At 46.9% G+C, this 23,662-nt stretch carries 29 protein-coding genes and 1 riboswitch; of the genes, 3 read left to right on the top strand and 26 right to left on the bottom strand.

Translation table 11 applies throughout. The features are described from left to right. Nucleotides 1-108 precede the first annotated feature (108 nt). From AC3WTF_RS14265 to AC3WTF_RS14360, 20 genes are all read right to left on the bottom strand, one after another. Complete coding sequence (locus AC3WTF_RS14265; protein WP_032866416.1) at nucleotides 109-999, bottom strand: polyprenyl synthetase family protein; 891 nt, start codon at nucleotides 997-999, stop codon at nucleotides 109-111. Continuing rightward, nucleotides 989-1,243, bottom strand: coding sequence for an exodeoxyribonuclease VII small subunit (locus tag AC3WTF_RS14270; protein ID WP_042635351.1), 255 nt, complete (start codon nucleotides 1,241-1,243; stop codon nucleotides 989-991). Before AC3WTF_RS14270 ends, AC3WTF_RS14265 begins: the two co-directional genes overlap by 11 nt. Then, nucleotides 1,243-2,586 carry an exodeoxyribonuclease VII large subunit gene (gene xseA / locus AC3WTF_RS14275; RefSeq protein WP_042635352.1) on the bottom strand — a complete coding sequence of 448 codons (1,344 nt, stop codon included), beginning with the start codon at nucleotides 2,584-2,586 and terminating at the stop codon, nucleotides 1,243-1,245. The genes AC3WTF_RS14270 and xseA overlap by 1 nt, the downstream gene beginning before the upstream one ends. A 123-nt stretch (nucleotides 2,587-2,709) precedes the next feature. Beyond that, the gene (gene folD / locus AC3WTF_RS14280; RefSeq protein ID WP_007408350.1) at nucleotides 2,710-3,561 is read right to left on the bottom strand and encodes a bifunctional methylenetetrahydrofolate dehydrogenase/methenyltetrahydrofolate cyclohydrolase FolD; all 852 of its coding nucleotides are present in this window, start codon (nucleotides 3,559-3,561) and stop codon (nucleotides 2,710-2,712) included. Nucleotides 3,562-3,572: 11 nt separating this feature from the next. After that, complete coding sequence (gene nusB / locus AC3WTF_RS14285; RefSeq protein ID WP_007408349.1) at nucleotides 3,573-3,965, bottom strand: transcription antitermination factor NusB; 393 nt, start codon at nucleotides 3,963-3,965, stop codon at nucleotides 3,573-3,575. A 263-nt stretch (nucleotides 3,966-4,228) separates the two neighbouring features. Beyond that, nucleotides 4,229-4,636: an Asp23/Gls24 family envelope stress response protein gene (locus AC3WTF_RS14290; RefSeq protein WP_003153156.1), complete on the bottom strand. Its 408-nt coding sequence runs from the start codon at nucleotides 4,634-4,636 to the stop codon at nucleotides 4,229-4,231. 21 nt (nucleotides 4,637-4,657) lie between these two features. After that, nucleotides 4,658-6,010: an acetyl-CoA carboxylase biotin carboxylase subunit gene (gene accC, locus AC3WTF_RS14295; RefSeq protein WP_007408348.1), complete on the bottom strand. Its 1,353-nt coding sequence runs from the start codon at nucleotides 6,008-6,010 to the stop codon at nucleotides 4,658-4,660. A gap of 14 nt (nucleotides 6,011-6,024) precedes the next feature. Beyond that, nucleotides 6,025-6,504, bottom strand: coding sequence for an acetyl-CoA carboxylase biotin carboxyl carrier protein (accB, locus tag AC3WTF_RS14300; RefSeq protein ID WP_007408347.1), 480 nt, complete (start codon nucleotides 6,502-6,504; stop codon nucleotides 6,025-6,027). Nucleotides 6,505-6,657: 153 nt separating this feature from the next. Further along, the gene (locus AC3WTF_RS14305) at nucleotides 6,658-7,308 is read right to left on the bottom strand and encodes a SpoIIIAH-like family protein (RefSeq protein WP_007408346.1); all 651 of its coding nucleotides are present in this window, start codon (nucleotides 7,306-7,308) and stop codon (nucleotides 6,658-6,660) included. A gap of 3 nt (nucleotides 7,309-7,311) precedes the next feature. Further along, nucleotides 7,312-8,004 carry a stage III sporulation protein AG gene (gene spoIIIAG / locus AC3WTF_RS14310; RefSeq protein ID WP_007408345.1) on the bottom strand — a complete coding sequence of 231 codons (693 nt, stop codon included), beginning with the start codon at nucleotides 8,002-8,004 and terminating at the stop codon, nucleotides 7,312-7,314. Then, nucleotides 7,997-8,617: a stage III sporulation protein AF gene (gene spoIIIAF / locus AC3WTF_RS14315; RefSeq protein ID WP_003153146.1), complete on the bottom strand. Its 621-nt coding sequence runs from the start codon at nucleotides 8,615-8,617 to the stop codon at nucleotides 7,997-7,999. The genes spoIIIAG and spoIIIAF overlap by 8 nt, the downstream gene beginning before the upstream one ends. Nucleotides 8,618-8,633: 16 nt before the next feature. Beyond that, a complete protein-coding gene (gene spoIIIAE, locus AC3WTF_RS14320) occupies nucleotides 8,634-9,842 on the bottom strand; it encodes a stage III sporulation protein AE (RefSeq protein WP_003153145.1) in 1,209 nt (402 codons plus the stop codon). A 32-nt stretch (nucleotides 9,843-9,874) separates the two neighbouring features. Further along, complete coding sequence (gene spoIIIAD / locus AC3WTF_RS14325) at nucleotides 9,875-10,264, bottom strand: stage III sporulation protein AD (RefSeq protein WP_071392571.1); 390 nt, start codon at nucleotides 10,262-10,264, stop codon at nucleotides 9,875-9,877. A gap of 12 nt (nucleotides 10,265-10,276) precedes the next feature. Beyond that, a complete protein-coding gene (gene spoIIIAC / locus AC3WTF_RS14330) occupies nucleotides 10,277-10,483 on the bottom strand; it encodes a stage III sporulation protein AC (RefSeq protein ID WP_003153142.1) in 207 nt (68 codons plus the stop codon). Between the two features lie 22 nt (nucleotides 10,484-10,505). Next, a complete protein-coding gene (gene spoIIIAB / locus AC3WTF_RS14335; protein WP_032870611.1) occupies nucleotides 10,506-11,021 on the bottom strand; it encodes a stage III sporulation protein SpoIIIAB in 516 nt (171 codons plus the stop codon). After that, the gene (spoIIIAA, locus tag AC3WTF_RS14340; protein WP_007408342.1) at nucleotides 11,015-11,938 is read right to left on the bottom strand and encodes a stage III sporulation protein AA; all 924 of its coding nucleotides are present in this window, start codon (nucleotides 11,936-11,938) and stop codon (nucleotides 11,015-11,017) included. The genes spoIIIAB and spoIIIAA overlap by 7 nt, the downstream gene beginning before the upstream one ends. Nucleotides 11,939-12,015: 77 nt before the next feature. Continuing rightward, nucleotides 12,016-12,297 (bottom strand): YqhV family protein, encoded by a 282-nt coding sequence (locus AC3WTF_RS14345; protein WP_003153124.1) that lies wholly within the window; start codon nucleotides 12,295-12,297, stop codon nucleotides 12,016-12,018. Between the two features lie 145 nt (nucleotides 12,298-12,442). Then, nucleotides 12,443-13,000 carry an elongation factor P gene (gene efp, locus AC3WTF_RS14350; protein ID WP_003153123.1) on the bottom strand — a complete coding sequence of 186 codons (558 nt, stop codon included), beginning with the start codon at nucleotides 12,998-13,000 and terminating at the stop codon, nucleotides 12,443-12,445. Between the two features lie 24 nt (nucleotides 13,001-13,024). Further along, on the bottom strand, nucleotides 13,025-14,086 hold the full coding sequence (locus AC3WTF_RS14355) for a M24 family metallopeptidase (RefSeq protein WP_129004181.1): 1,062 nt from the start codon (nucleotides 14,084-14,086) through the stop codon (nucleotides 13,025-13,027). Between the two features lie 131 nt (nucleotides 14,087-14,217). Then, entirely contained in the window at nucleotides 14,218-14,748 is a 531-nt protein-coding gene (locus AC3WTF_RS14360; RefSeq protein WP_003153121.1) for a YqhR family membrane protein, read from the bottom strand. Nucleotides 14,749-14,969: 221 nt separating this feature from the next. Here AC3WTF_RS14360 and AC3WTF_RS14365 point away from each other — a divergent pair, with 221 nt between their 5' ends. Together AC3WTF_RS14365 and AC3WTF_RS14370 are read left to right on the top strand one after the other, a co-directional pair. Continuing rightward, entirely contained in the window at nucleotides 14,970-15,926 is a 957-nt protein-coding gene (locus tag AC3WTF_RS14365) for a DUF1385 domain-containing protein (RefSeq protein ID WP_007408341.1), read from the top strand. A 34-nt stretch (nucleotides 15,927-15,960) separates the two neighbouring features. Beyond that, entirely contained in the window at nucleotides 15,961-16,356 is a 396-nt protein-coding gene (locus AC3WTF_RS14370; protein WP_007408340.1) for an SA1362 family protein, read from the top strand. Here the strand turns inward: AC3WTF_RS14370 and AC3WTF_RS14375 are convergent. The 3 genes from AC3WTF_RS14375 to AC3WTF_RS14385 form a co-directional block, all read right to left on the bottom strand. Further along, on the bottom strand, nucleotides 16,353-17,228 hold the full coding sequence (locus AC3WTF_RS14375) for a patatin-like phospholipase family protein (protein ID WP_032870606.1): 876 nt from the start codon (nucleotides 17,226-17,228) through the stop codon (nucleotides 16,353-16,355). The genes AC3WTF_RS14370 and AC3WTF_RS14375 overlap by 4 nt on opposite strands. Before the next feature lie 114 nt (nucleotides 17,229-17,342). Then, entirely contained in the window at nucleotides 17,343-17,771 is a 429-nt protein-coding gene (mntR, locus tag AC3WTF_RS14380; protein WP_007408338.1) for a transcriptional regulator MntR, read from the bottom strand. A gap of 99 nt (nucleotides 17,772-17,870) precedes the next feature. After that, nucleotides 17,871-18,707 carry a lipoate--protein ligase family protein gene (locus tag AC3WTF_RS14385; protein WP_003153114.1) on the bottom strand — a complete coding sequence of 279 codons (837 nt, stop codon included), beginning with the start codon at nucleotides 18,705-18,707 and terminating at the stop codon, nucleotides 17,871-17,873. A 193-nt stretch (nucleotides 18,708-18,900) separates the two neighbouring features. On the opposite strand from AC3WTF_RS14385, the gene AC3WTF_RS14390 reads away from it, so the two are divergent. After that, on the top strand, nucleotides 18,901-19,281 hold the full coding sequence (locus tag AC3WTF_RS14390) for a rhodanese-like domain-containing protein (protein WP_007408335.1): 381 nt from the start codon (nucleotides 18,901-18,903) through the stop codon (nucleotides 19,279-19,281). A 52-nt stretch (nucleotides 19,282-19,333) separates the two neighbouring features. Here the strand turns inward: AC3WTF_RS14390 and gcvPB are convergent, their stop codons facing one another. From gcvPB to gcvT, 3 genes are read right to left on the bottom strand one after another with little or no spacing between them, the layout of a single operon-like run. Further along, on the bottom strand, nucleotides 19,334-20,809 hold the full coding sequence (gene gcvPB / locus AC3WTF_RS14395; RefSeq protein WP_015417807.1) for an aminomethyl-transferring glycine dehydrogenase subunit GcvPB: 1,476 nt from the start codon (nucleotides 20,807-20,809) through the stop codon (nucleotides 19,334-19,336). Next, nucleotides 20,802-22,148, bottom strand: a complete 1,347-nt coding sequence (gene gcvPA, locus AC3WTF_RS14400; RefSeq protein WP_007408333.1) for an aminomethyl-transferring glycine dehydrogenase subunit GcvPA — start codon at nucleotides 22,146-22,148, stop codon at nucleotides 20,802-20,804. Before gcvPA ends, gcvPB begins: the two co-directional genes overlap by 8 nt. Nucleotides 22,149-22,162: 14 nt before the next feature. Further along, a complete protein-coding gene (gene gcvT / locus AC3WTF_RS14405) occupies nucleotides 22,163-23,263 on the bottom strand; it encodes a glycine cleavage system aminomethyltransferase GcvT (RefSeq protein WP_025284994.1) in 1,101 nt (366 codons plus the stop codon). A 178-nt stretch (nucleotides 23,264-23,441) separates the two neighbouring features. Further along, nucleotides 23,442-23,542: riboswitch (glycine riboswitch) on the bottom strand. Nucleotides 23,543-23,662 lie beyond the last annotated feature (120 nt).

Genomic DNA, 23,662 nt, shown 5'->3' on the forward strand with positions numbered 1-23,662 from the left:
AATTAAACAGTGTCTTTTTGAAAAGAGAAAAAGACTCCCTTTGTATTTTCATCGAAACTGCTTACATTTTACCATAGGAGCGGCAGCCCCTTCAAATCAGGACCGTTTTTAATGATCTCTCGCCGCGATTAAATCACAGAGGTCATGCAGCAATTCTTTCTGAAGAGAAAGGCCGCTGATGATCTGTTTCGCCTCGCTGATATGATACGCAAGCTTTTCTTTCGCGCCTTCAAGCGTTAAAAGCGACGGATACGTTGATTTTTCATTCGACGTGTCTGAGCCGACCGGTTTGCCGATCTTCTCCTCATGCCCTTCAATATCAAGGATGTCGTCTCTGATTTGGAATCCGATGCCGATATGGCTGCTGAACAGACGGAGCTTTTCGACTTCATCCTCCGGCGCATCTGCCAAAATGGCGCCCGCCGTCACGGAAAAACCGAGGAGCTTGGCCGTTTTCCGCTCGTGGATGGATTCCAGCTCCTCAAGCGTTATCCGCTTTTGTTCCGCTTCCATGTCGGCAGCCTGTCCGCCGACCATTCCTTCCGTTCCCGCCGCGCTGATCAGCTCATCGACGAGACGGAGCCGTTTTTCTGCTGAAACCGCCTCAGACACATGAGATGTGATCAGTTTAAAGCTTTCTGTCAGAAGCCCGTCTCCGGCCAATACGGCTGCCGCTTCTCCGAAGACTTTATGGTTTGTGGGCTTTCCCCGGCGCAGATCATCATCGTCCATGCAAGGCAGATCATCATGGATCAAAGAATACGTATGAATCATTTCGACAGCGCATCCGACCGGAATCCCGTCTTTTTCATCTTTTCCGTAAGCATTCAGAACGGCTAAGACGACGAGGGGGCGCAGCCTCTTTCCGCCCGCTTCCAAAGAATACAGCATAGATTTTTTGAGGGTTTCCGGCATTGCAAGCCGTTCTGTATACAAAGAAAGCTGCTGTTCAATCAGTTGTTTGCGCGATGCTAAAAATGCGTCCAGTTTATTTGTCACCTTCGTCTTCCTCCTGAACGCTGAAAGGTGCAAGTTCGCCGTTATCTTTTAAAATAAAGTCCATTTGCTTTTCGACATGCTGAAGCTTTTCATGGCACATTTTTGAAAGGGCCATCCCTTCCTGAAAATAATTAATCGCCTGCTCCAGCGGCACGTCTCCTTCTTCAAGCTTTGCCACAATGCTTTCAAGGCCTTTCATCGCCTCTTCAAATGTCAGCTCTTCACTTTTTTTGGTTTCTGTCATTATCGTTCGCCTCTCTTTTGCAATACTTCACACGTCAGAACGCCGTCTGTCATCTTTACTTCTACCGTATCATTTTGTTCCACTTGATCAACGCTTTTGATCAGCTCTTTGTCTTTATAGGCCAGGCTGTATCCTCTCTCCATCACCTGAAGGGGACTTAATGCATTCAGTTTACCAAGAACCGTCTGGAACTGCGAATGAAGCTGCTTCAGCTGGACATTCATGCTTCGGGCGAGCTGATTTGAGCGCTCCTCGTACCGTTTTTTCGCCTGTTTCAGCTGGGTTTCAGGGTGGAGCGCCGTTAATCTGTACGTATTCCGCTCCAGCTGCCTTTGTTTCCTGTCCGTAAGCCCTGTGAGCTGTGATTGGAACTGCTGATACAAAAGGTCAAACTGCTGTTCTTTTTGGGTATACAATCGTTTCGGAAAACGGAACGCGTAGGATGACTGGAGCGATTGAACCCGTTCTTTTTTCTTGCTGATATGCTGCTGCATCGCTCTTGTCAGGCGGACTTCCGCCGTTTTTGTCCGTTCCATTAAGTCCGTCGTGTGGGGGACGGCGATTTCTGCCGCTCCTGTCGGCGTTGCCGCCCGGATATCCGCGACGAAATCACTGATTGTAAAATCTGTTTCATGTCCGACGGCTGATATAATCGGAATGGCGGAAGCAAAAATCGCCCGGGCCACGATTTCTTCGTTAAATGCCCACAATTCTTCGATCGAGCCCCCTCCCCTTCCGACGATCAGGACGTCACACATTTTTTGTGCATTGGCTTCTTCAATGCGCTTCACAATCGATCTGCTGGCATTTTCACCTTGAACGAGCGCGGGAAGCACAATGACTTTCACAAGGGGGTATCTTCTTTTGAGTGTGGTAATGACGTCTCTGACGGCAGCTCCCGTCGGTGACGTGACGACCCCGATCGTGGCCGGAAAAGCGGGGATGGCCTGCTTATGCCGGTCATCAAACAACCCTTCGCCGGCAAGTTTTTTCTTTAATTCTTCATATGCTAAGTAGAGCGCCCCCACACCGTCCGGCTGCATTTCCTTCGCGTACAGCTGATAGCTTCCGCTCGGTTCATAGACGGAGATGCCGCCTCTTACGATGACCTTCATTCCGTCTTCTGGCTTAAACGCAAGCCTCGAACTTTGCCTCTGAAACATGACGGCCTGCATGCGGGCATGCTCATCTTTTAATGTAAAATAGATGTGGCCTCTCGTATGAATTTTAACATTGGAGAGCTCACCCTTAATCCAAATGTCTTCAAGATGAGGGTCCACATCGAATTTTCGTTTAATGTATTTGGTCAGCGCGGAAACCGTGACATATGCCGCTTCACTCACATCCTGCACTCCTTTCATAAAGGCTTTTTGCCCTAAACTAAGAAAACCCGCTCTGGCTGAAAGGAGCCTTAAGAAGCGGGTATCGTGCTCATTGTCACACTTTTTGTGACTGTCTCCGGTTATCTATGATAACGTACGTCTGGCAGATTTAACAGTATTATGCGCAAGCATTGTGATGGTCATCGGACCTACTCCGCCCGGCACCGGCGTAATGAAAGATGCTTTTTCTTTCGCTTCATCAAACTGAACGTCTCCGCAAAGTTTTCCGCTTTCGAGACGGTTGACGCCGACATCAATGACAATGGCGCCCTCTTTGATTTGATCGGCTTTGATGAAGTTCGCTTTACCGACCGCTACCACAAGAATATCTGCTTTTTTCGTATGCTCAGACATATTTTTCGTCCGGGAATGGCAATATGTGACGGTCGCGTTTTCGTTCAGCAGCAGCTGGCCGACCGGTTTACCGACAATATTGCTTCGTCCGACTACAACAACTTCTTTGCCGGAAAGATCTACGTTCGTCTTTTTCAATAACTCGACAATTCCGTGCGGCGTGCATGGAAGAAATGTATCTTCGCCAAGCAGCATTTTCCCGACGTTGAGAGGGTGGAAACCGTCAACATCCTTATCAGGGGAGATCCGCTCGATTACGGCTTTTTCAGAAATATGATCCGGGAGCGGCAGCTGGACGAGAATGCCGTGGAATTCCGGATTTTGATTATACTGATCAATCACTGTTAAAAGCTCCGCCTCGGTTAAGCTTGAGTCAAAGCGGTCAAGCTTAAATTTCATTCCCATTGTTTCAGCGGCTTTTTTCTTGCCTGTCACATATGAAACAGAAGCGGGATCGTCTCCGATTAAAATGACCGCCAATCCAGGCACTACGCCTTGTGCTTTCAGCTCTTCTACTTCTTTTGCCAATTGTTCGCGTTTTTCTTTAGCCGTTTCTTTTCCGTCGATGATTGTTGCAGTCATTTTCTTTCCTCCTATGATTCGATATCAGTTTTAATGTTAGAAAGAACCCCGTTTACGAATTTTGCAGCTTTATCGTCGCCGAACCGTTTTGCCAGCTCGATTGCTTCGTTTAATGACACGTTTGCAGGAATGTCGTCAGAATAAACCATTTCATACACCGCCAGACGCAGGATCGCGCGGTCTACGTTTGCAATCCGGTCAAGCTTCCAATTGACGAGATGGCCGGAAATCATTTCATCAAGCTGAACCTGATGTTCGATCACTCCGTACACCAGCTGTTCAAAGAAGGCATCTGTTTTTTCACCATCAAGCGCGTGCTCAATGGCATCGTTCGGTGCAATATCGCTGACATCAATCTGAAAAAGTGCCTGCAAAGCTTTTTCTCTAGCTGTTCTTCTTTTCATTTTCTTTCTCCTTCAGATCCGCTTTATCCGCTTGTCGTTAAGCTTAAAGAGATCATAACATATTTTTTTCTCAATCGCATGTCGAAATTTAGGTTTTTTACCCTAATGCCGAATATTTTCACAAAACGCATTAATTTCATTCGGATTTCACAGCATGAAGAAACTCGGCTGCCGTTTGTAAGCCGGCTTTCTTCATGCCTGAAATGACGGGAAACGTATAAAAAACCAAAGGGCTGCCCATCCCCTTGGTTTTTATACGCTCATTACATTTCTTCGTCGATTTCGACTTCTTGGGCTTTCGTGTCAAATTGAATGCCGACGATATGAATATTGATTTCATTAATGGTCAGAGACGTCATGTTTAATAAGGTTTGGCGGATATTCTCCTGAACGCTTGCCGCCACTTTCGGGATCGAGATCCCGAATTGAACGACGCAATAGACGTCGATGGTAATCCCGTCATCGGCTAAATCGACCTTTACGCCTTTGCCGTGATTGATTTTGCCGAAGCGTTCTACGACGCCCGTGGCGAAATTGCCGCGCATTTCAGCAACTCCTTCAACTTCGGAAGCGGCGATGCCGGCAATGACTTCAATGACCTCAGGAGCAATTTCAACCTTGCCTAAATGAGCCTCATCATGATCCATTTTAAGCACACTGTTGTCTTCCATTCAATTCACCTCCCGCAAAAATTATGAGCCCATTACATCATATGTTTCTAAAAACTTTGTATTAAACTCTCCGCTGACAAATGTTTCGTGTTCAAGCAGTTTCAAATGGAACGGAATCGTCGTTTCAATACCTTCAATCACGAATTCGCTCAGCGCGCGTTTCATCCGTGCGACTGCCTCATCACGCGTTGTTCCGTATGTGATGACTTTAGCAATCATACTGTCATAGTACGGCGGGATCGAGTAGCCGGGATATGCGGCTGAATCCACGCGTACACCGAGTCCGCCCGGCGGCAGGTACATGTTAATTTTACCGGGTGAAGGCATGAAGTTTTTCGCAGGGTTTTCAGCGTTGATGCGGCATTCAATCGCCCAGCCGTTAAATTCAACATCTTCCTGTCTGAGCGAAAGCTCCTGTCCGGATGCCACTTTGATCTGTTCTTTGATCAGATCCGTTCCCGTCACCATTTCTGTGACAGGGTGCTCTACTTGAATACGCGTGTTCATCTCCATGAAGTAGTAGCGCTGTTCTCTGTAGTCATAGATGAATTCTACTGTGCCGGCTCCCGTGTAACCGACGGCCTTCGCTGCTTTTACCGCTGCTTCACCCATCTGCTCCCTGATTTCAGAATCAAGCGCAGGTGACGGTGACTCTTCAAGAAGTTTTTGCAGACGTCTTTGGATAGAACAGTCACGCTCTCCGAGATGGATCGTGTTTCCGTAATTATCCGCAAGCACCTGAATTTCAACATGGCGGAAATCTTCTATGTACTTCTCGATGTACACACCCGGATTTCCGAATGCCGTAGCGGCTTCCTGCTGGGTAATCTCAATGCCTTTGATCAGTTCTTCTTCTGTGCGTGCGACCCGGATGCCTTTTCCGCCTCCGCCCGCAGTGGCTTTTATAATGACAGGATACCCAATTTCACCTGCAAGCGAAACCGCTTCTTCCGTATTTTTTATGATTCCTTTTGAACCGGGCACAATCGGCACGCCCGCCAGCTGCATCGTGTCGCGCGCGATATCTTTTGTTCCCATTTTTGAAATGGCGTCAGCCGTAGGGCCGACAAACGTTACGTTTAATTCCTCGCACAGCTCGGCAAAGTCGGCGTTTTCAGCTAAAAACCCGTATCCCGGATGAATCGCATCCGTGCCGGTCAGCTTTGCGACGCTGACGATGTTCGTTACATTTAAATAGCTTTCTTTTGATGTTTTCGGCCCGATACAAAAAGCCTCATCGGCCATTTGGACATGCAGGGCGTCTTTATCTGCCTCAGAATAAACGGCTACAGTTTCAATGCCCAGCTCTTTGCAGGCCCGGATGATTCTGACGGCGATTTCTCCTCGGTTGGCGATCAATAGCTTTTTAATCATAATAGCAGGTCTCCTTACTCAGCTTTTACAAGAAATAGAGGTTGTCCGTATTCGACCAGCTGGCCGTTTTCAACTAACACTTCAACGATTTCTCCTTTTACTTCGGCTTCAATCTCGTTAAAGAGTTTCATTGCTTCTACGATACAAACAACTGTATTTTCGCTCACTTTTGAACCTTGGTTTACGTAAGGGCCGGCTTCCGGCGATGAAGAAGCATAAAACGTTCCGACCATCGGAGACGTAATTTTGTGCAGGTTTTCGTCTTGTTTCGGCGCTTCCTGAGCAGGAGCGGCTTCACTCGCTTCCGGTTTTGCAGCCTGCGGAGCAGGTGCGTAAGCGGCGGGAACGGCTTGGGCTTGTCCCGTTACATTCACTGCCGGCGCTTCATTTTTTTTCAGTTTGAGGCTTACGCCTTCAATTTCGTAAACAAATTCGTCGATGGAAGATTCATCGATTCTTTTTATCAGTTCATGAATTTCGTTGATTTTTAACATCAGTTTCCACTCCTATGTATAAAAAATAGAAATTTATGGGTTGCTACTAAAAGTACATACTATGTTTATCTTACAGGAGCGCTTGTGTAAATTCAACACTGATCTAAAATGACATCAGAAAAGCCCGCAGCGGGTGCGGGCGGTTCAGGTCTCTTATTTTGTCGGTTCAAACGTGACGGCGACGTCTTTCATCGTCTTGATTTCTTTTTCCACCAGGTCAATGATAGCGGAAGCTTTTGCGTTTGAATGTTTGTCAGACATGACGGTAATGTTGATTTTGTCTCCTTCAGCATCCACGAGCGCATCTTTGTAGCCTTGTGTTTTAATCAGCGTTTCCAGCTGTTTTTCCGTCCCTTCAGCATTGCTCAGCGCCGTCATTTTATCGTAGGCTTCGCTTTTTTCCTTTGCGGTCGCATCATCGCTTGAAACAATGCTGTTTAACTGTTCCCTTTCTTTGCTTCTCGCGTCTTCAAGCTCCATGCGGTATGCGGTAAATAAGTTTTCATCAGCTGTTTCTGTGGCGACCGATCCGTCTTTGTCCGAAGCTTCGGCTGATGTTTCTTTATCCTCTTTTGTGCCTTTAGAATCTTTCGTTCCTTTTGTACCGTCTTCTTTTTCCGTGCCGCTTCCGCTCTTATCTTTCGTTTCAGGAGCCGGCGTTTTTTCAGTGGCGACTTCTCCGCTGCTTTTTTCGCTTTTCATCTGCACGGCATTTTTGCTTTCCGGCGACATAATATAATAAACACTTAATACCACGACGAGACTGAGCATTGTTAAAAGCCAAACCGTTTGTTTTTTCAGCATGATTTATGAATCCTCCTTGATTTTTTTAGGGGCAACCGCTACACGGTAGCTCGGAACATCAAGCACCCTTGTGACGGCATCAATGATGGTTTTTTTTATTTGAACGTTGTCCACTCCCTGAGCGACAACGAGTACACCGCGGATATCGGGCTTTTTCGTCTGGACGACGACCGGGGTTTCCTGATCCCCGTTTCGAATCATGACAATTTGTTCTTCAGAGGTTTGATCGGTTACGCTTCTTTTGCCGCCTTCTTTATCGGTTTCTTCAGTGGTGGTGTCTTTTTTCGTTTTATTTTTCTCAAACACTTTCAAAGATGTTGCGTCTACGTTTACGACAATTGAGACATCCTCCACGCCGATAATCGTTTCAAGGATTTCTTTCAGCTGGTTTTCATAGTCTCTTTCGTAATCATCGATCGTGGTTTTTGCGCTGCCGTCTTTCGATGCCTTAAAAACGGGTGCGCTTTTTTGCCCGCTTTTGTCTTCCGTTCGGCCGGACATGACGGTCTGCACCGCTTGGTCCTTCCCGGTATTCTCCGGTGAAGAGAACAGCTGGCTCACCAGCATAAAAGATACCCCGAGCACAAACACGAACAGAAAGTAATGATATTTTGTCAGTTTTGGTTTTTCTCCGTCTTTCGCCTGTCCGATCATCAGCTGTTTTTTGAGTATGGTCCATAGTCCGTTTTTATTCATGGCCGTTTTTCTCCCCGCCTTCCATATAAACCGTAATTTTCTCACTGCCGATTTCCCATATATCCGCAAGTTTTTCTTTGATGTCTGCGGCCTCTTTTTTGTCGGCTGCGCCTTCCGGTTCGTATTTGCGGTCTGTGCGGATGTCGATCGGTGCGACGGTTTGCACGGTTTTTTCAGAAGATGGGGCCATATACACGCTGATCGTTTTTACATCTTCTTCTGAACGAACCTGTTCTTCCGCTGTAAGGCGGATGTCGTCTATTTTGTATTCGTCATGACTGAACATCTCCTCCGCTTTCTTTTTTAGTTGGACAGCCATTTCTTCTAAAACATATGCGCGGTTTGATGCTTGTATTTCTTTTTTTTCTGATTTAATTTGATTTTTTATATCAGCGGATTGAGATTGCTCTTGTTTTGTCAAATAATCGAAGATGATTTCCGGGTCTGTTTTGAAAAGTTTGAATATCGGGTTGAGCATGACAATGATTAACAGCAGACTGACAACCATCTTTGCGTATTTTTGCATACTGGAGCTGGGCAGCAGCATGTCGATGACGATGGCGAATAAGATAAATAAAATAATGCTTGTCAGCCATTCTGTTAAAAAGCTCATATCCAATGGGCCTCCTTTATTTCATCATCATGGTGAGGTTGCCTGCTGTAATAATGACTGTGATGCTGAGGAAAAACATGAGAGAGACGATGGCGAGCGCCGCGAAAATATACAGTACGCTTCTGCTGATGACGCCGAGGCACGTAATGACGGGCCCGCCTCCGAGCGGCTGCAGAATAGCGGCCGCGAGCTTATAAATAAAAGCGAGCGAGAGCACTTTGATCGCCGGAAACGCGGAGATGCAGATCAAAATTCCGACTCCGAGGATTCCCACGGTGTTTTTTAATAAGAGCGAGGCGCTGATGACCGTATCCGTCGCATCCGTAAACATCCGGCCGAGCACGGGAATAAAATTGCCTGTTATAAATTTTGCAGTCCTGAGCGTAATCCCGTCCGTCACGGCAGCCGAAGCCCCCTGTACGGAGATGACGCCGAGAAACACGGTGAGAAATACGGCAAGCGCGCCGATCGCGATATTTCTGAGCAGATTGGCAAGCTGCGTGACTTTATATTGATCCGTCATCGTGCTGACGATGCTTAAAATCGCTGACAGGAAGATAAGCGGCATGACGATGTTTTGAATAAGAAGGCCGCTCGTATTCATCAGAAATAAAATAACGGGGTGAAAAAAAGCTGCGGAGACGGCTCCCCCGGAAGACGCCAAAAGCGCGAGTAAAAGCGGGATGAGCGCGAGAATGAAGCTTGTCATCGTCTGAATTGCTTCACTGGCATAATTGACGGCAACATGAAAGCTGTTTAAAGCGAGAATAATCAGCACCATGTAGACGATTGCATAAGCCACTTTGCTGACGGTGCTCTGCTGGAACGCATTTTGCAGGAGCTGCAGAATGACACAAAAAATGGTGAGAAGAATCAAAGTTCCCAGAAGCTTTCCGTTTGCGAGCACTTCATGAAACAAGTATGAAAATAAAGCCTTCAGCCATGCCTCCGGTGAGAACGTTTTTTCTCCGTTAATAAAGTCGATGATGCTTCCCTTTTGGCTTTCAGGCAGAAGACCGCCGTATTCTGTCATGATGTCGTCCCAAAACTTTCCGATGCCTTCTGTTTTCAGCGCTTCGGCCTGCTTTTTCGCCACTTCATCAGCGGATTCTTGGTGAACTGCGGTTTCCTGCGACGCACCGTCTGTTCCGGCAGCTTGTACACATTCAGTCTGAAAAAATAAGAGGATGAACAAAAAAGCTCCCGCCCACCGAAAGCGCTTCATTTTTTGTGCCCCCCTTTCCATTTTATTTATGATCAAGAAGGAATAAGTCCGAGAATCGTTTCAATAATGACGGTGAGTATCGGCACGGCCATTACCAGTATCAAAATTTTTCCGGCCAGCTCTATTTTCGAAGCAATCGCTCCCTGGCCCGCATCCTTTGTAAGCTGCGCTCCGAATTCAGCAATGTAGGCGATGCCGATAATTTTTAAAATGGTTTCCACATAGACCATATTGACATTTGCATTGACGGCTATTTTTTCTATCATTCTGATAATGTCGTAAATCTGGTCGATGAGATAAAGAAAGATCACGCAGCCGCTGAAGACGACAATCATAAACGCGAAAGTCGGTTTCTGTTCTTTTACGATCAGGGAGAGAAATGTGGCGATCAGGCCTAAACCTACAATTTGAACAATCTCAATCTGTAAGCCCCCCTATCCTTGGAATAGAAACACAGCTTTGATCTTTTTGAACAGGTCATCGACAATCGTCGCCACCATAAATAAAATATAGATAAAGCCAAGCAGCGTCACCCACTGGGCGTATTCTTTTTTTCCCATTTGGTCAAGTATGGTGTGCAGAAACGCAACCACGATACCGACTCCGGCGATTTGAAAAATGACATTTACGTCGACTCCCATTTTATGTTTGCTCCCCTCATGTTTACATCAATAGAAGAATGAGTAACAGTCCGGCTAAAAATCCTAAGCTTTTCACCATTTTTTCATTTTTCGCCTGCGCCCGTCCGGCATCCGCTTCCGCCGCTTCCAAATGTGTAAGCGCAAGCTTGATATGTTTCTGCTGAGAAACACGGTCATGGAGCCCGAGCGTCTCTCCGAATTGCTTCAGTACATCATATTCGCTTTTTTTCATCGCCATGGACGACCAATTATGTTTCAAGCTCTGTTCCCAAGCCGTTTTGGCGGAATCGCTTCCCTGCTCAAGCCTTCTGCTGAAAGCTTGAAACAATAACGATACAGGTTTGGAAAGCTGTGCGGCAATTTGTCCCGAGGCGATATGCAGCGGTGTATGCCCGAACATGATTTCCGCTTCAAGCGATTGGAGCGCCGCGCGCAGCTGACGGATCTGCCTCGGCCTTTCTATATACATTTTGGCGATCTCAAATCCGGTCCAAGTCGTCGCTGTCAGAATAAACACGGCACCCAAAAGCTTCAGCATGTCATCACGCTTTCAGCATGCGGAACAGGTTCCCCGTCCTTTCCGTACATCCTGCTGATCGTTCCCGGACCGCGGCGCCTTGACAGTTCAACATACCGGTCAAACACGTTTTCCTCCCAAAGCATTTTCAGCGACGGCCTCTTGACCAAGTCTTTCATATTCCACCCGTGCGCAGATACGATAACGGATACGCCCGCATGGAGCGCCTCCAGCAGCGCTTGTGAGTCTTCCATTCTCCCGATTTCATCCACAATTATGACATCAGGACTCATAGAGCGAATCATCATCATCAGCCCTTCCGCCTTCGGACAGGCATCAAGGACATCGATTCTGCGGCCGAAACTGTGCTGGGGAATGCCCCGCAGGCAGCCGGCAATTTCCGAACGTTCATCTACGATACCTGTCTTTTTTGCGGGAATGCGTTTTGATCCGGTGCTGGAAAGCCGGGCCAAATCACGAAGCAAGGTCGTTTTCCCCGTTTGCGGAGGACCGATGATCAGCGTATTCAGCCAGTTTTCTTTCCATAAGAAAGGAATGAGCGGTTCTGCGATTCCCAGCTTCTCCCGGGCGATTCGGATATTAAAAGAAGTAATATCCCGGAGTCCTTTGACGGCTCCGTTTTCGACGATGACTCTTCCGGCCAGCCCCACACGGTGGCCTCCTCTGATTGTGATATATCCTTTTTTCAGCTCTTCTTCCAGCGTGTACATACTGTAATTGCTGAGCCGGCTGAGGATCAGCTGTGCGTCGCCGGCCGTACAGACATATGACAAATACAAAGGTTGTCCTTTTTGGATCAGTTCAACCGGCCTGTCGACGCGGATTCTGATTTCTTCTGTATCCCGCCTCGCTTCTTCGGGCACAGCGGAGATGGCATCTCTCAATAATTCAGGGAGAACCTCTGTAATCTCATTCAATAGAGTCTCCTCCTTTTTTACCGATTGGCTTCTTTAAAATGTATGATCCGGGACAGACTTTATGACACCCCGGCCCTCTATTTATGCACACCGGCCAAAATCAGCACCACTCCCGCAAAAATCAATATTAATTTTGCATATGAGAGCTGTCCGGCAATCTGATAAATGCCGATCGTCATTGTGATGATAAAGATCAGCGGGCCGACGATTGCCAAAATACTATTCACCACAACCGCCTTTCTGATGTCGTTTGTCAAAAGCATGATAATAGCGGCCGATAATTCAATGAGCGAGGACAAAACTCGTAAACCGGCCATCGTTAAAACAGTAGAATTGATTGAACCAAACAAAAATTTCATTGCAATCCCCCAACTTCAAGCATTTTGTTACACTATATGCTCTAGCTGACGGAAGTAGTCTCACTATTTTCATATAGAAGAAAGATTCAGGCAGAACGCAAAAAAAGCCTGCCCCGTAAAAGGAGCAGACTCCGAATTTCTTTGACTACGCTCTTGACACGTAAGAGCCGTCTGATGTATTTACAACCAGCGTATCGCCTTCGTTCACGAAAAACGGTACGTTTACGACAAGACCTGTTTCCGTTTTGGCAGGTTTTGTGCCGCCTGACGCCGTGTCGCCTTTAATTCCCGGCTCTGTTTCAACAACTTTCAGTTCAACTGTGTTCGGCAGTTCAATACCGAGCGTTTCAGACTGATACATCATGATGTGCACAGACATATTTTCCAGAAGATATTTCAATTCTTCTTCGATTTGGTTTTCGTTCAATTCAAGCTGTTCATATGAGCTTGTATCCATGAACACGTGCTGATCGCCGTTGGCATAAAGATACTGCATCGTTTTTGTTTCGATTTGAGCTTTCGCGACTTTTTCACCTGCACGGAATGTTTTCTCCTGAATAGCGCCCGTGCGGAGGTTACGCAATTTAGAACGGACAAATGCCGCTCCTTTTCCCGGCTTTACGTGCTGGAAGTCAACGACGCGCCAAATGCCGCCGTCTACTTCAATCGTTAGTCCTGTACGAAAATCGTTAACTGAAATCATGTTTGATGTCCTCCTATATTCCGATCACAAAATAATTAATTCTTTAGGGGAATGCGTAATTGTCCGGTTGCCGTCGTCAGTGATGATGATATCATCTTCGATTCTTGCGCCCCCAACTTCCGGTATGTATATGCCCGGCTCAACCGTTACCGCCATGCCCGGCTCAAGAACGGCCGATGACCTGAAAGACAGCCCCGGTGATTCATGGACTTCCATTCCAAACCCGTGTCCTGTCGAATGGCCGAAATACTGTCCGTAGCCTTTTGCGGTGATGTGATCCCTCGTCAGGGCGTCCGCTTCTTTTCCCGTCATGCCGGGTTTAATATGCAGGACACCAAGCGCTTGGGCATCGTATACGACCTGATAAATCTCTTTCAGTTTATCACTTGGCTCTCCGACCGCGACGGTGCGTGTGATATCAGAACAATAGCCTTTATAATAAGCGCCGAAATCGAGCGTGACCAAGTCTCCCTTTTCAATCAATTTGCCGCTTGCCACTCCGTGGGGAAGGCTGGATCTGACTCCCGAGGCGACGATCATATCAAAGGAAGAGCCGTCTGCTCCTTGACGTCTCATATAAAATTCAAGCTCGTTTGCAACTGAAATCTCTGAGATGCCCGGTTTGATAAACGTCAGAATATGTTCAAACGCATCATCCGCAATCTTCGCAGCTTCCTCTAATATCTTAATCTCTTCACTTGACTTAATCAAGCGCAACTTTTCAACGGAATCCGCGACGGGAACCATCTCCGCTTCCTGCAGCACCGCTTGGTAGGATGCATATGTTCCGTACGTCATGCTGTTTTGCTCGAAGCCGAGTTTTTTAATGCCGTACTCAAGAATCGTATCCGCAGCCGTTTGGATTAAGCTTCCGCCGTGCTTGATAATGTCAAAACCCTTCACTTGCGTCTTCGCCTGCTCGGTGTAACGGAAATCCGTGATAAATGCCGCACGTTCTTTCGATATGACCGCAAGGCCTGACGAACCCGTAAATCCCGTCATATACTGCAGATTGGCGGAGCTTGTCACCAACATTCCGTCTATATCCAGCTGACCGAAAAGATTTCGCAATTTCTCAAGTTTCATTCCCTTTCTCCTCCTCGCCGATTCTTGACTGCCGCCTGACAACGCGGGAGCATCCCCGCCCGGTTTTCAGCATAAAAAATGTTCACTTCTCGTGAACATTTTACCATACCGGACAGGGATTATACACTTATTCACTTGTTGCCGAGCGCCCTTGCAAGCTTGTCTGACGTAAGTTCATTGTAGTTGAAGGAAATTGAGTAGCCGACAAACAAACCGTACAGAATGTAAAGGCAAAGCGTCGTCACGATTGTATCTGATTTCAATTCAGTGACTGATTTCACATCTTCGAAAATCGGATTGAATAAGAAAAAAACCGCACACCATAAAATGACGCCGTACACCATCCCCGGCCACATGGTTTTAAAACGCTTCAGGCAGACGAAATAAATAAACGCCCCGGCAATTGAAATGAATCCGATGACAACGATGCTGACCATCGTGCCGAGCCATTGTTTTTTCCATTCTCCGATCATAAACGGCTGAAGAATCATGTTGGGGCTGATCTCTGAAAAATGAAAGACATACCCGAGATAGCCGATCAAACTCCAAAATACACCGCCGGCAAATCCGATACCGCAAATTCTGCCGGTAAATGAAACAGGCTGCTGATCATCATCCTGCTTCTTTTTTTCTTCCTGTTCTGAATGTTTTTCGCTTGTCATCATGGCACCTCCAGTCATAGACTGCCCCAAAATTGAAAAGTCATAAAAAACTGCGCCATATTTTCATTCAATGAGTAAAATCTAAAGAAACGGGGTATACTGCATGTAGAAAAAGCATTGATTTTCCGGCTGTCTAACTAGAGGTTTACCGCGGTTTCCTGTACAATAGAGTGAAAGGAAATGGTTAGTAAATCCTAAAAAAACAGGCAGGTTGATAAACAATGTCCAAACAAAAAACGCCCCCTGCTTACGGCGGGCAGGCTGTCGTTGAAGGGGTCATGTTCGGCGGCAGAAAAAATTATGTTACCGCCATCCGCAGGAATGACGGAAGCATTGATTTTTTCAAGCTTCCGAGAGTGCCGAACGCCAAGCTTTCGGCTTTAAAAAAGATTCCTTTTTTGCGGGGAATCGTCGCCATCATTGAGGCGAGCGCCAACGGCACAAAGCATTTAAACTTTTCCAGCGAACGTTACGGGCTTGATCCTCAAGATGACGCAAAGCTGGAGCAGGAAGATAAGAAAGGTTCGGGCTTATCGATGTTTTTCAGCCTGGCGGTGATCGGCGTTCTGTCGTTTTTGTTCAGCAAATTCGTTTTTACGCTCGTCCCGGTCTTCTTAGCGGAGCTTGTAAGGCCCGTATTTTCCTCAGACGCCGCGCAGATCGGAATCGAAAGTCTGTTTAAGCTTATTCTGCTTCTCGGCTACATTTATTTTTTATCAATGACGCCGTTAATTAAAAGAGTGTTTCAATATCATGGAGCCGAACATAAGGTCATAAACTGTTATGAACAGAATTTGCCAATTACAATAGAAAATGTTCAGAAACAGTCACGGCTTCATTACCGTTGCGGTTCAAGCTTTATTTTATTTACGATCATTGTCGGCATGTTCATCTATTTACTCGTTCCGACAGATCCGCTTTGGGTGCGGATTTTAGACAGGATTGCGCTTATACCGGTCGTTCTCGGCATCTCCTTTGAAGTGCTCCAGCTGACGAACAGAGTGCGGAATATCCCCGTTTTGAAAGTGCTCGGTTATCCCGGCCTGTGGCTGCAGCTTTTAACGACAAAGGAACCGGCGGATGACCAGGTCGAGGTTGCCATAGAAAGCTTTAACGAGCTTCTCAGACTGGAAGACATTTCAGAACAGAGCGAAAAACCGTCTCACAACGTAATCTGAACAGTTACCGTTATTATTTTGGAGGTGGGCAGTTATGAATCATCGTGTACAACCTTTTTTTGCTGTATTGATAGCGCTTGGCGCATTCGGTTTCATTTATGCGGCGGTAACCAACCCCGGGCAGATGATTTCAAGAGCGATCACCGTTATTATCGCAGGCATCATAATTTATTTTATCGTGAGGACGGTCCTGAACCGCCGCACCGGCCGTGACGGAACCGCTTTCAGAAAAGCGGCCAGACAATCGCGGCTCCGAATGAAGGAGCAAAAAGCGAAGCACCGCGCCGGACACAGAGGCCGGGTCAGCCATTTGCGGAGCGTGCCGAGCAGCAGCAGACCGAAGCCGATGATTCTTAAGAAAAAAAGCCAGACCCAGCTTACCGTCATAGAAGGCAAAAAGAATAAAAAGAAAAACAGAGCGCTTTTTTAATAGCTCCATTGCTTCAAAAATTGCTCTGTTCTGCTTTTTCCTAGCTCAATGAGAGCTAGTTTTTTTTGCGGTGTGAGATGAAACTCCGTCGCCATCACATGTTCCACCGGAATAAAAATAATATTCTGTTCGTACTTTGTCGCGATATGCCTGGCATCATGAGCGTCTTTCATCGTTTCAAACAAAGCCCCGAACAGCTCAAAAGCGTTGCGGATTGATTTTTTCGGGCGCTCTTTTTCGTTTGGCGAAAGCGAAATTCCGATGACCGGCCGTTTGCGTTCTTTTGAATACAGCCAAATCGGGAAATTGCTTAACACGCCGCCGTCAACAACCGTTGAGCTGCCTTTTTCTGTCTTCAGTTTTATCGGTTCAAAAAAATAAGGAATGCTGCAGCTCATTCTGACGGCTCTGGCAACCGGGAACATCTCCGGATTTAATCCGTAGCGGGGAAGATCGTCAGGAAGCACGATCATCGTTCCGTTCGTCAGATCTGAAGCGATGAGACGGAGCGAGCCTTTTTTCAAATCGCCGAACGCGATGATGCCCTTCGCTTTTAATTTATCCGCAATCCATTTTTCCAGCATATCGCCTCTGTATAGTCCGAGGCGCCAATATATCGACACCCACCGCAGGATTTTCAGCGGGAGGAATGAGTATCTCTGATCAAGCAATTGCCTTCCGTCCACCTCATCTATGATGGAATGAACCTCTCTGCTCGTATAGCCCGCAGCGATAAATGCGGCAATAATTGCGCCGGCGCTTGTTCCGGCGAGCCTTTCAAAGCGAAAGCCCTTTTCTTCCAGCGCTTCATAAGCGCCGGCAAGCGCCACCCCTTTTATCCCCCCGCCCGAAAATACGCCGTCAATCTGCATAGCGCGCCCTCTCCCTTCCATCTCAAGGTGTATTATTATTTTAAGAAACGGCTGGGCGAAATAGACCAAAGAATGAAGACATTAAAAAAAGGGCGCCCCATTTCGGGCTGCCCTTTATTCACCGGGATTTTCGGTTTTTTTCTGTACGGATTTCAATTCTTTTTTCCGGCTTTCGTCATCTTCAAAATACTGAACGAGGTCGCCGATGCGGTCAATGCTGTTCCAGCTCAGATGATGTTCGATTCCTTCAACATCATTGTAAATCTTCTCTTCATCAACACCAATGATTCTTAAAAACTGCTCAAGCAATTCGTGTCTGTATACGAGCCGTTTGCCGATCTTTTTGCCTTTTGACGTCAATACGAGCCCGCGATATTTTTCATAAATCAAATACTCGTCTTTATCTAGTTTTTGAACCATTTTCGTTACAGAGGAGGGGTGGACTGCCAAAGCTTCCGCGATATCAGAAACCCGTGCATATCCTTTTTCTTCTATCAGCATATAAATCTGTTCAATATAATCTTCCATACTTGGTGTTGTCATAAGTAACCCTCCCAAAAAGCACCTTAACTTTATAAACCATTACAAGTTTACACTAACGGTCATGAAAAAACAAGGATGCTTCCGGTCTGTCAAGCCTTATCAGCGCTTATAATTCCATTCATCGGACGCGTATTTCGTCTCAGCCAGCTCATTGACAAATGCAAGCTCTTCAGACGTGAGTGTGTAGGGCTCAAGATGTATGTTCAGCCCTTCCTCAAAACCGGCTTTAAAAGCGATTCTGGCCTCATCCATCGTTACCCGTTTCGGCGCTAAGGCGTTGATGGCTACCGCTTTGTTTTTGAAATTCCGCTGCATGCGTTCACGGACTCTGTCGCTCGGATATAAAAACAGATCAAACAGCTTATCCTCATCAATGTCAAGCAGGATGGAACCGTGCTGAAGAATGACGCCTTTTTGGCGTGTCTGTGCGCTTCCGGCAACTTTCCGTCCTTCGACGACCAGTTCATACCACGAAGGCGCATCAAAGCAGACGGACGAGCGCGGATTTTTCAAGCTTTCTTTTTCTTTCTCCGTTCGCGGAATCGCAAAGCAGGCATCAAGTCCAAGGTTTCTGAATCCCTGCAGAATACCTTCTGAAATCACCCGGTACGCCTCTGTCACCGTGGCCGGCATTTCCGGGTGATCCTCTGAAACGATTACGCTGTATGTCAATTCTTTATCATGCAGAACACCCCGTCCGCCTGTCGGTCTTCTGACAAACCCGAGGCCGTGTTTATGTACTGCATCAAAGTTAATTTCCTTCTTAATATTTTGAAAATACCCGACAGACAAAGTTGCCGGATTCCAGCCGTAAAAACGGATCACCGGTGGAATTTTTTTTTGGCTGTGCCAATATAAAAGCGCTTCATCCAGCGCCATGTTAAATGCCGGGCTTTCATTCCCTGAGTCAATAAACCGCCATGTTTCTTTTTCCATACACTGAACCCTTCTTTATCGTTTTAATAAAATCAGTTTAACAAACTGCCTTGAAAATGAAAAATATTTCGTTTCATTAAGGATGACAATCGCTTCATGCTTTACTATAATAGTATTTGTCCCAAAACGTCCGGTAAGCCTTGTTTTCAGGAAGCAGGGTTTTGATTTTATAAGTTAAAGGAGTAGAATCGCATTGTCTAATATGATTGCTTTAATTATTGTTGCTGCGTTTATCGTTTATATGATCGTGTCGTATTTTTACCAGCAGCGTTTAATGAAAACACTTACGGAAGAGGAATTCCGCGCGGGCTACAGAAAAGCGCAGCTGATTGACGTCCGTGAACCGAATGAATTTGAAGGCGGCCATATTCTCGGCGCGCGCAACATTCCGCTGTCACAGCTGAAACAGCGCAAAAGTGAAATCCGTCCTGATAAACCCGTTTATCTGTACTGCCAAAACAATGTCCGCAGCGGACGCGCGGCACAGACGCTCCGCAAACACGGCTGTAAAGATATTTACAACCTGAAAGGCGGATTTAAAAAATGGGGCGGAAAAATTAAAGCAAAAAACTAATCATAAAAAAGAGCTTCCGTATAAAACGGACAGCTCTTTTTTTTACACCGTGTCAGCGGATGCCGTCAAGTGTACGTTCGTATTTTAAAACGGGCTTTCTTGCCGCCTTGGTTTCATCCATTCTTTTGACAACTGTTGTATGCGGCGCTTCCTGAACGATTTCAGGCGATTCCTCCGCTTCCCGCGCAATTTGAATCATGGCATCTATAAACGCATCTAGCGTTTCCTTTGATTCCGTTTCCGTCGGTTCGATCATGATGCTTTCTTCAACATTGAGAGGAAAATACACAGTCGGCGGATGATAGCCGAAATCCAAAAGCCGTTTGGCAATATCAAGCGTTCGTACGCCGAGCTTTTTCTGCCTTCTTCCCGATAACACAAATTCATGCTTGCAATGACGGTCATACGGGAGATCATAATAAGGCGCGAGTCTTCTCATCATATAATTTGCATTTAAAACCGCGTTTTCGGTCACAGCTTTTAAGCCGTCAGGCCCCATGGACCGGATATACGTGTAGGCTCTGACATTAATGCCGAAGTTGCCGTAATAAGGTTTTACACGCCCGATCGACTGCGGCCGGTCATAGTCAAAAGTCAAACGCCCCTCTTTTTTCGTGAGAACGGGTTTCGGCAGATATGGAATGAATTCTTTTTTCACTCCGACCGGACCTGAGCCCGGTCCTCCCCCGCCGTGCGGCCCGGTAAATGTTTTATGCAGATTAAGGTGAACGACGTCAAATCCCATATCTCCCGGTCTTGCTTTACTTAACACGGCATTTAAATTCGCTCCGTCATAATAAAGCTTTCCGCCGGCCTGATGGACGATTTCAGCCATTTCCGTAATGTTTTCCTCAAATAACCCGAGGGTGTTCGGATTCGTCAGCATCAGCGCCGCTGTTTCTTCGTTTACCGCTCTTTTCAAATCTTCAATGTCAACCAGCCCGTGCTCATTTGACTTGACGGTAATCGTTTCAAAACCGGCGACCGTGGCTGATGCCGGATTCGTACCGTGGGCTGAATCAGGGACAATCACCTTCGTCCGTCCGAAGTCTCCCCGCGCTTCGTGATAGGCGCGGATCATCATCAGGCCGGTCCATTCGCCGTGAGCGCCCGCCGCAGGCTGCAGCGTCACCTCGTCCATGCCCGTAATCTCCTCCAAGTGTCCGCTTAAATCGTATAAAAGCTCAAGCGCCCCCTGAACCGTGTCCTCGTCCTGAAGCGGATGAATAGCGGAAAAACCTGCGATCCGGGCAATTTTTTCATTTAATTTCGGATTGTATTTCATCGTACAGGAGCCGAGCGGATAAAAGCCTGAATCAACTCCGTGGTTCCTCTTAGAAAGAGCGGTATAATGCCGCATAATATCGAGCTCTGATACTTCCGGCAGCTTTGCGTCTTCATCGCGGATATAGTCACCGGGAAGAAGGCTTTCAAGCTCTGTTTCCGGCACATCAAGCTCCGGAAGGCTGTAACCGATACGCCCTTCGCGGGACATTTCAAAAATAAGCGCCTGATCTTGATTATTCATGTTGATCCCCCAATCCCGCAATAAGCGAATCGATCTCTTCTTTTGTTCTCAGCTCTGTGACGGCAATGAGCATATGCTGATTCAGTTCCGGATACGCAAGGCCTAAGTCATATCCGCCGATTATGCCGTCTTGCAGAAGCCGTCGGTTTGCTTCCTTGACGGGAAGATTCAGCCTGACGGCAAATTCATTAAATATCGGGCCGTCAAATGCTACGTGCAAGCCTGCTTTTTCCGCTTGGCGTCTCGCGTAATCAGCTTTCAATATATTTTGGCGGGCCATGTCTTTGACGCCGTTTTTTCCGAGCGCCGTCATCGCGACTGAAGCCGCTAAAGCATTCAGCGCCTGATTTGAACAAATGTTAGACGTGGCTTTGTCTCTTCTGATATGCTGCTCGCGCGCCTGAAGAGTGAGAACAAAACCTCTTCGCCCGTTTTCATCCTCCGTTTGGCCGACAAGCCGGCCCGGCACCTTTCTCATCAGTTTTTTCGTTACTGCAAAATAGCCGCAGTGCGGGCCGCCGAACGCCGCAGGTATGCCGAAAGGCTGCGCGTCCCCGACGACGATATCAGCTCCGTATGCCCCGGGCGGTCTCAAAATACCGAGCGCGAGCGGGTTTGAAGAAACAATCAGCTGGCTGTTTCCTTTATGTGCGAGCGGCTCAATGTCCTTTAACGGCTCGATTTGTCCGAAGAAGTTCGGATACTGGACGATCACGGCGGCCGTTTCATCACAAACGGCATGTTCCAATGCTTCAAGATCTGTGACACCGTTTTTCGCAGGCACCTCTACAACCTCAATATATTGGCCCTTTGCGTATGTTTTCAAAACATCCCGCGATTCCGGATGAACGGCTGCGGAAATAACGATTTTTTTCTTTTTCGTATGTCCCGACGCAAGCATCGCCGCTTCCGCCAGCGCCGTTCCCCCGTCGTACATAGAGGAGTTTGCGATATCCATTCCCGTTAATTCACAGATCATCGTTTGAAATTCAAAAATCGCCTGCAGCTCTCCTTGTGAGATTTCAGGCTGGTAAGGCGTATATGCCGTGTAAAACTCTGATCGGGATATCACATGATCGACGATAACCGGCTGGTAGTGATCGTACACTCCTGCGCCTAGAAAAGATGCATATGTAACAGCGTCTTTATTTTTCGCCGCAAGCTTTGTCAGCTCTCTCGTCAGCTCTGTTTCTGATTTTGCTTTTTTAATTTGGTAGTCTTTTTGAAACCGTACATTTTCCGGAATATCGGCAAACAGTTCATCAATTGTTTCTGCGCCGATGGCTTTCAGCATTTCTTTTTTATCCTGTTCTGTCGCGGGCAAATATCGATGCTTCATATGACTCTCCTTTTTCAGCTCTGTTTTGGACGTTTATAAAACGGTGTTCGGACAATCTTCGCTTTTACCGTTTTTTTACGGATTTCCACTTCTACTTCCGTTCCGACTTCACTGAATTCCGTTTTGATTAAGGCAAGGCCGATATTTTTCTTTAAAGTCGGAGATTGCGTGCCTGTCGTGACTTCACCGATCGGAACACCGTCTTTTTTCACGGCGTACCCGTGTCTCGGAATCCCTTTTTCAATCATCTCAAGTCCGACCAGCTTTCGCGGGGCTCCTTTTTCTTTCTGTTCGCGCAATACAGACTTCCCGAAAAAATCGGAATCTTTCTTGTGTTTCACGGCAAATCCGATTCCGGCTTCAATCGGTGTAATATCTTTCGTCAATTCCTGACCGTATAAAGCAAGCTTCGCTTCAAATCTCAGCGTATCACGGGCGCCGAGGCCGCACGGAACGAGGCCTTCATGCTCTCCCGCTGCAAGTATCTCCTTAAATAGATGAACCGCATCTTCATTGCGGCAATATAACTCAAATCCGTCTTCACCGGTATAGCCTGTTCTTGAAAGCAGGACTTGTCGTCCGGCAACGTCCGCCCCATCAATAAATGTAAACGGCTTTAAGGAGGACAAATCACATTCAGTCAGCTTCGTAAGAACCGACTGAGCATTCGGCCCCTGAACAGCAAGCAGTGAAATCCCGTCAGACTGATTCGTCAGCGTGACATCGCCTTCCGCATGTTCCGTCAGCCAGGCGATGTCTTTTTCAATATTAGACGCGTTAATCACGAGCAGATAGCAGCTCTCGCTTTTCTGATAGATCAGCAAGTCATCCACCGTACCGCCGTCAGGATAACACATGGCGGTATAGAGCGCGTTTCCCGGCTTTAAATCGGCAACGTCATTTGTCATCATTTTTTGCAGAAAAGACAGGGCGTCTTTACCGGATACTTCAACTTCCCCCATATGGGACACATCAAACAGGCCCGCTTTTGTGCGGACGGCTTCATGCTCCTCTTTAATAGAAGAAAATTGAACCGGCAGCTCCCATCCTCCAAAATCAATCGTTTTTCCGCCGTATTCTTTATACACGTCATAAAGCGGTGTTCGTTTCAGCATCATCTTCCCCCTTCAGTCATTGGCGCATGGTAAAAACATATAAAAAAGGACAGAGAAACACCTCATGAAAATGAAGGTTTCTCTGTCCCGGCACCTGAAAGTTTACTTTATGAACATATCATAAAGACGTCCCCTTTGGTGGTCTGCTGCTTCTAAGTGCAGACACTCTCCAGAGTTGCGTCGAGCAAGAGTTCTTTTGCCTGAGAGATTCACTCCGCAGTTTGCTCCTTCGGCGCCCGGACGCCCATCTTTCGTCCGAGTCTCTCCCCTTGCTGTCATTCGCTCATATTTACCAATTTTATGGACATACTAAAGCAATATCTTTTAGTGAAATCATTACTTATATCCTACCACCCTCATTTACGTCCGGCAACAAAAATTATGATAAATCAGTTTTTT

The sequence above is a fragment of the Bacillus sp. EB106-06-01-XG163 genome (assembly GCF_058791615.1).

Bases quoted from the DNA above. Each gene is read 5' to 3' on its own strand.
- AC3WTF_RS14270 (WP_042635351.1), bottom strand. From the start codon at position 1,243: ATGACAGAAACCAAAAAAAGTGAAGAGCTGACATTTGAAGAGGCGATG.
- folD (WP_007408350.1), bottom strand. From the start codon at position 3,561: ATGACTGCAACAATCATCGACGGAAAAGAAACGGCTAAAGAAAAACGC.
- nusB (WP_007408349.1), bottom strand. From the start codon at position 3,965: ATGAAAAGAAGAACAGCTAGAGAAAAAGCTTTGCAGGCACTTTTTCAG.
- AC3WTF_RS14290 (WP_003153156.1), bottom strand. From the start codon at position 4,636: ATGGAAGACAACAGTGTGCTTAAAATGGATCATGATGAGGCTCATTTA.
- accC (WP_007408348.1), bottom strand. From the start codon at position 6,010: ATGATTAAAAAGCTATTGATCGCCAACCGAGGAGAAATCGCCGTCAGA.
- accB (WP_007408347.1), bottom strand. From the start codon at position 6,504: ATGTTAAAAATCAACGAAATTCATGAACTGATAAAAAGAATCGATGAA.
- AC3WTF_RS14305 (WP_007408346.1), bottom strand. From the start codon at position 7,308: ATGCTGAAAAAACAAACGGTTTGGCTTTTAACAATGCTCAGTCTCGTC.
- spoIIIAG (WP_007408345.1), bottom strand. From the start codon at position 8,004: ATGAATAAAAACGGACTATGGACCATACTCAAAAAACAGCTGATGATC.
- spoIIIAF (WP_003153146.1), bottom strand. From the start codon at position 8,617: ATGAGCTTTTTAACAGAATGGCTGACAAGCATTATTTTATTTATCTTA.
- spoIIIAE (WP_003153145.1), bottom strand. From the start codon at position 9,842: ATGAAGCGCTTTCGGTGGGCGGGAGCTTTTTTGTTCATCCTCTTATTT.
- spoIIIAC (WP_003153142.1), bottom strand. From the start codon at position 10,483: ATGGGAGTCGACGTAAATGTCATTTTTCAAATCGCCGGAGTCGGTATC.
- spoIIIAB (WP_032870611.1), bottom strand. From the start codon at position 11,021: ATGCTGAAGCTTTTGGGTGCCGTGTTTATTCTGACAGCGACGACTTGG.
- AC3WTF_RS14345 (WP_003153124.1), bottom strand. From the start codon at position 12,297: ATGAAATTTTTGTTTGGTTCAATCAATTCTACTGTTTTAACGATGGCC.
- efp (WP_003153123.1), bottom strand. From the start codon at position 13,000: ATGATTTCAGTTAACGATTTTCGTACAGGACTAACGATTGAAGTAGAC.
- AC3WTF_RS14355 (WP_129004181.1), bottom strand. From the start codon at position 14,086: ATGAAACTTGAGAAATTGCGAAATCTTTTCGGTCAGCTGGATATAGAC.
- AC3WTF_RS14360 (WP_003153121.1), bottom strand. From the start codon at position 14,748: ATGACAAGCGAAAAACATTCAGAACAGGAAGAAAAAAAGAAGCAGGAT.
- AC3WTF_RS14365 (WP_007408341.1), top strand. From the start codon at position 14,970: ATGTCCAAACAAAAAACGCCCCCTGCTTACGGCGGGCAGGCTGTCGTT.
- AC3WTF_RS14370 (WP_007408340.1), top strand. From the start codon at position 15,961: ATGAATCATCGTGTACAACCTTTTTTTGCTGTATTGATAGCGCTTGGC.
- AC3WTF_RS14375 (WP_032870606.1), bottom strand. From the start codon at position 17,228: ATGCAGATTGACGGCGTATTTTCGGGCGGGGGGATAAAAGGGGTGGCG.
- mntR (WP_007408338.1), bottom strand. From the start codon at position 17,771: ATGACAACACCAAGTATGGAAGATTATATTGAACAGATTTATATGCTG.
- AC3WTF_RS14385 (WP_003153114.1), bottom strand. From the start codon at position 18,707: ATGGAAAAAGAAACATGGCGGTTTATTGACTCAGGGAATGAAAGCCCG.
- gcvPB (WP_015417807.1), bottom strand. From the start codon at position 20,809: ATGAATAATCAAGATCAGGCGCTTATTTTTGAAATGTCCCGCGAAGGG.
- gcvPA (WP_007408333.1), bottom strand. From the start codon at position 22,148: ATGAAGCATCGATATTTGCCCGCGACAGAACAGGATAAAAAAGAAATG.
- gcvT (WP_025284994.1), bottom strand. From the start codon at position 23,263: ATGCTGAAACGAACACCGCTTTATGACGTGTATAAAGAATACGGCGGA.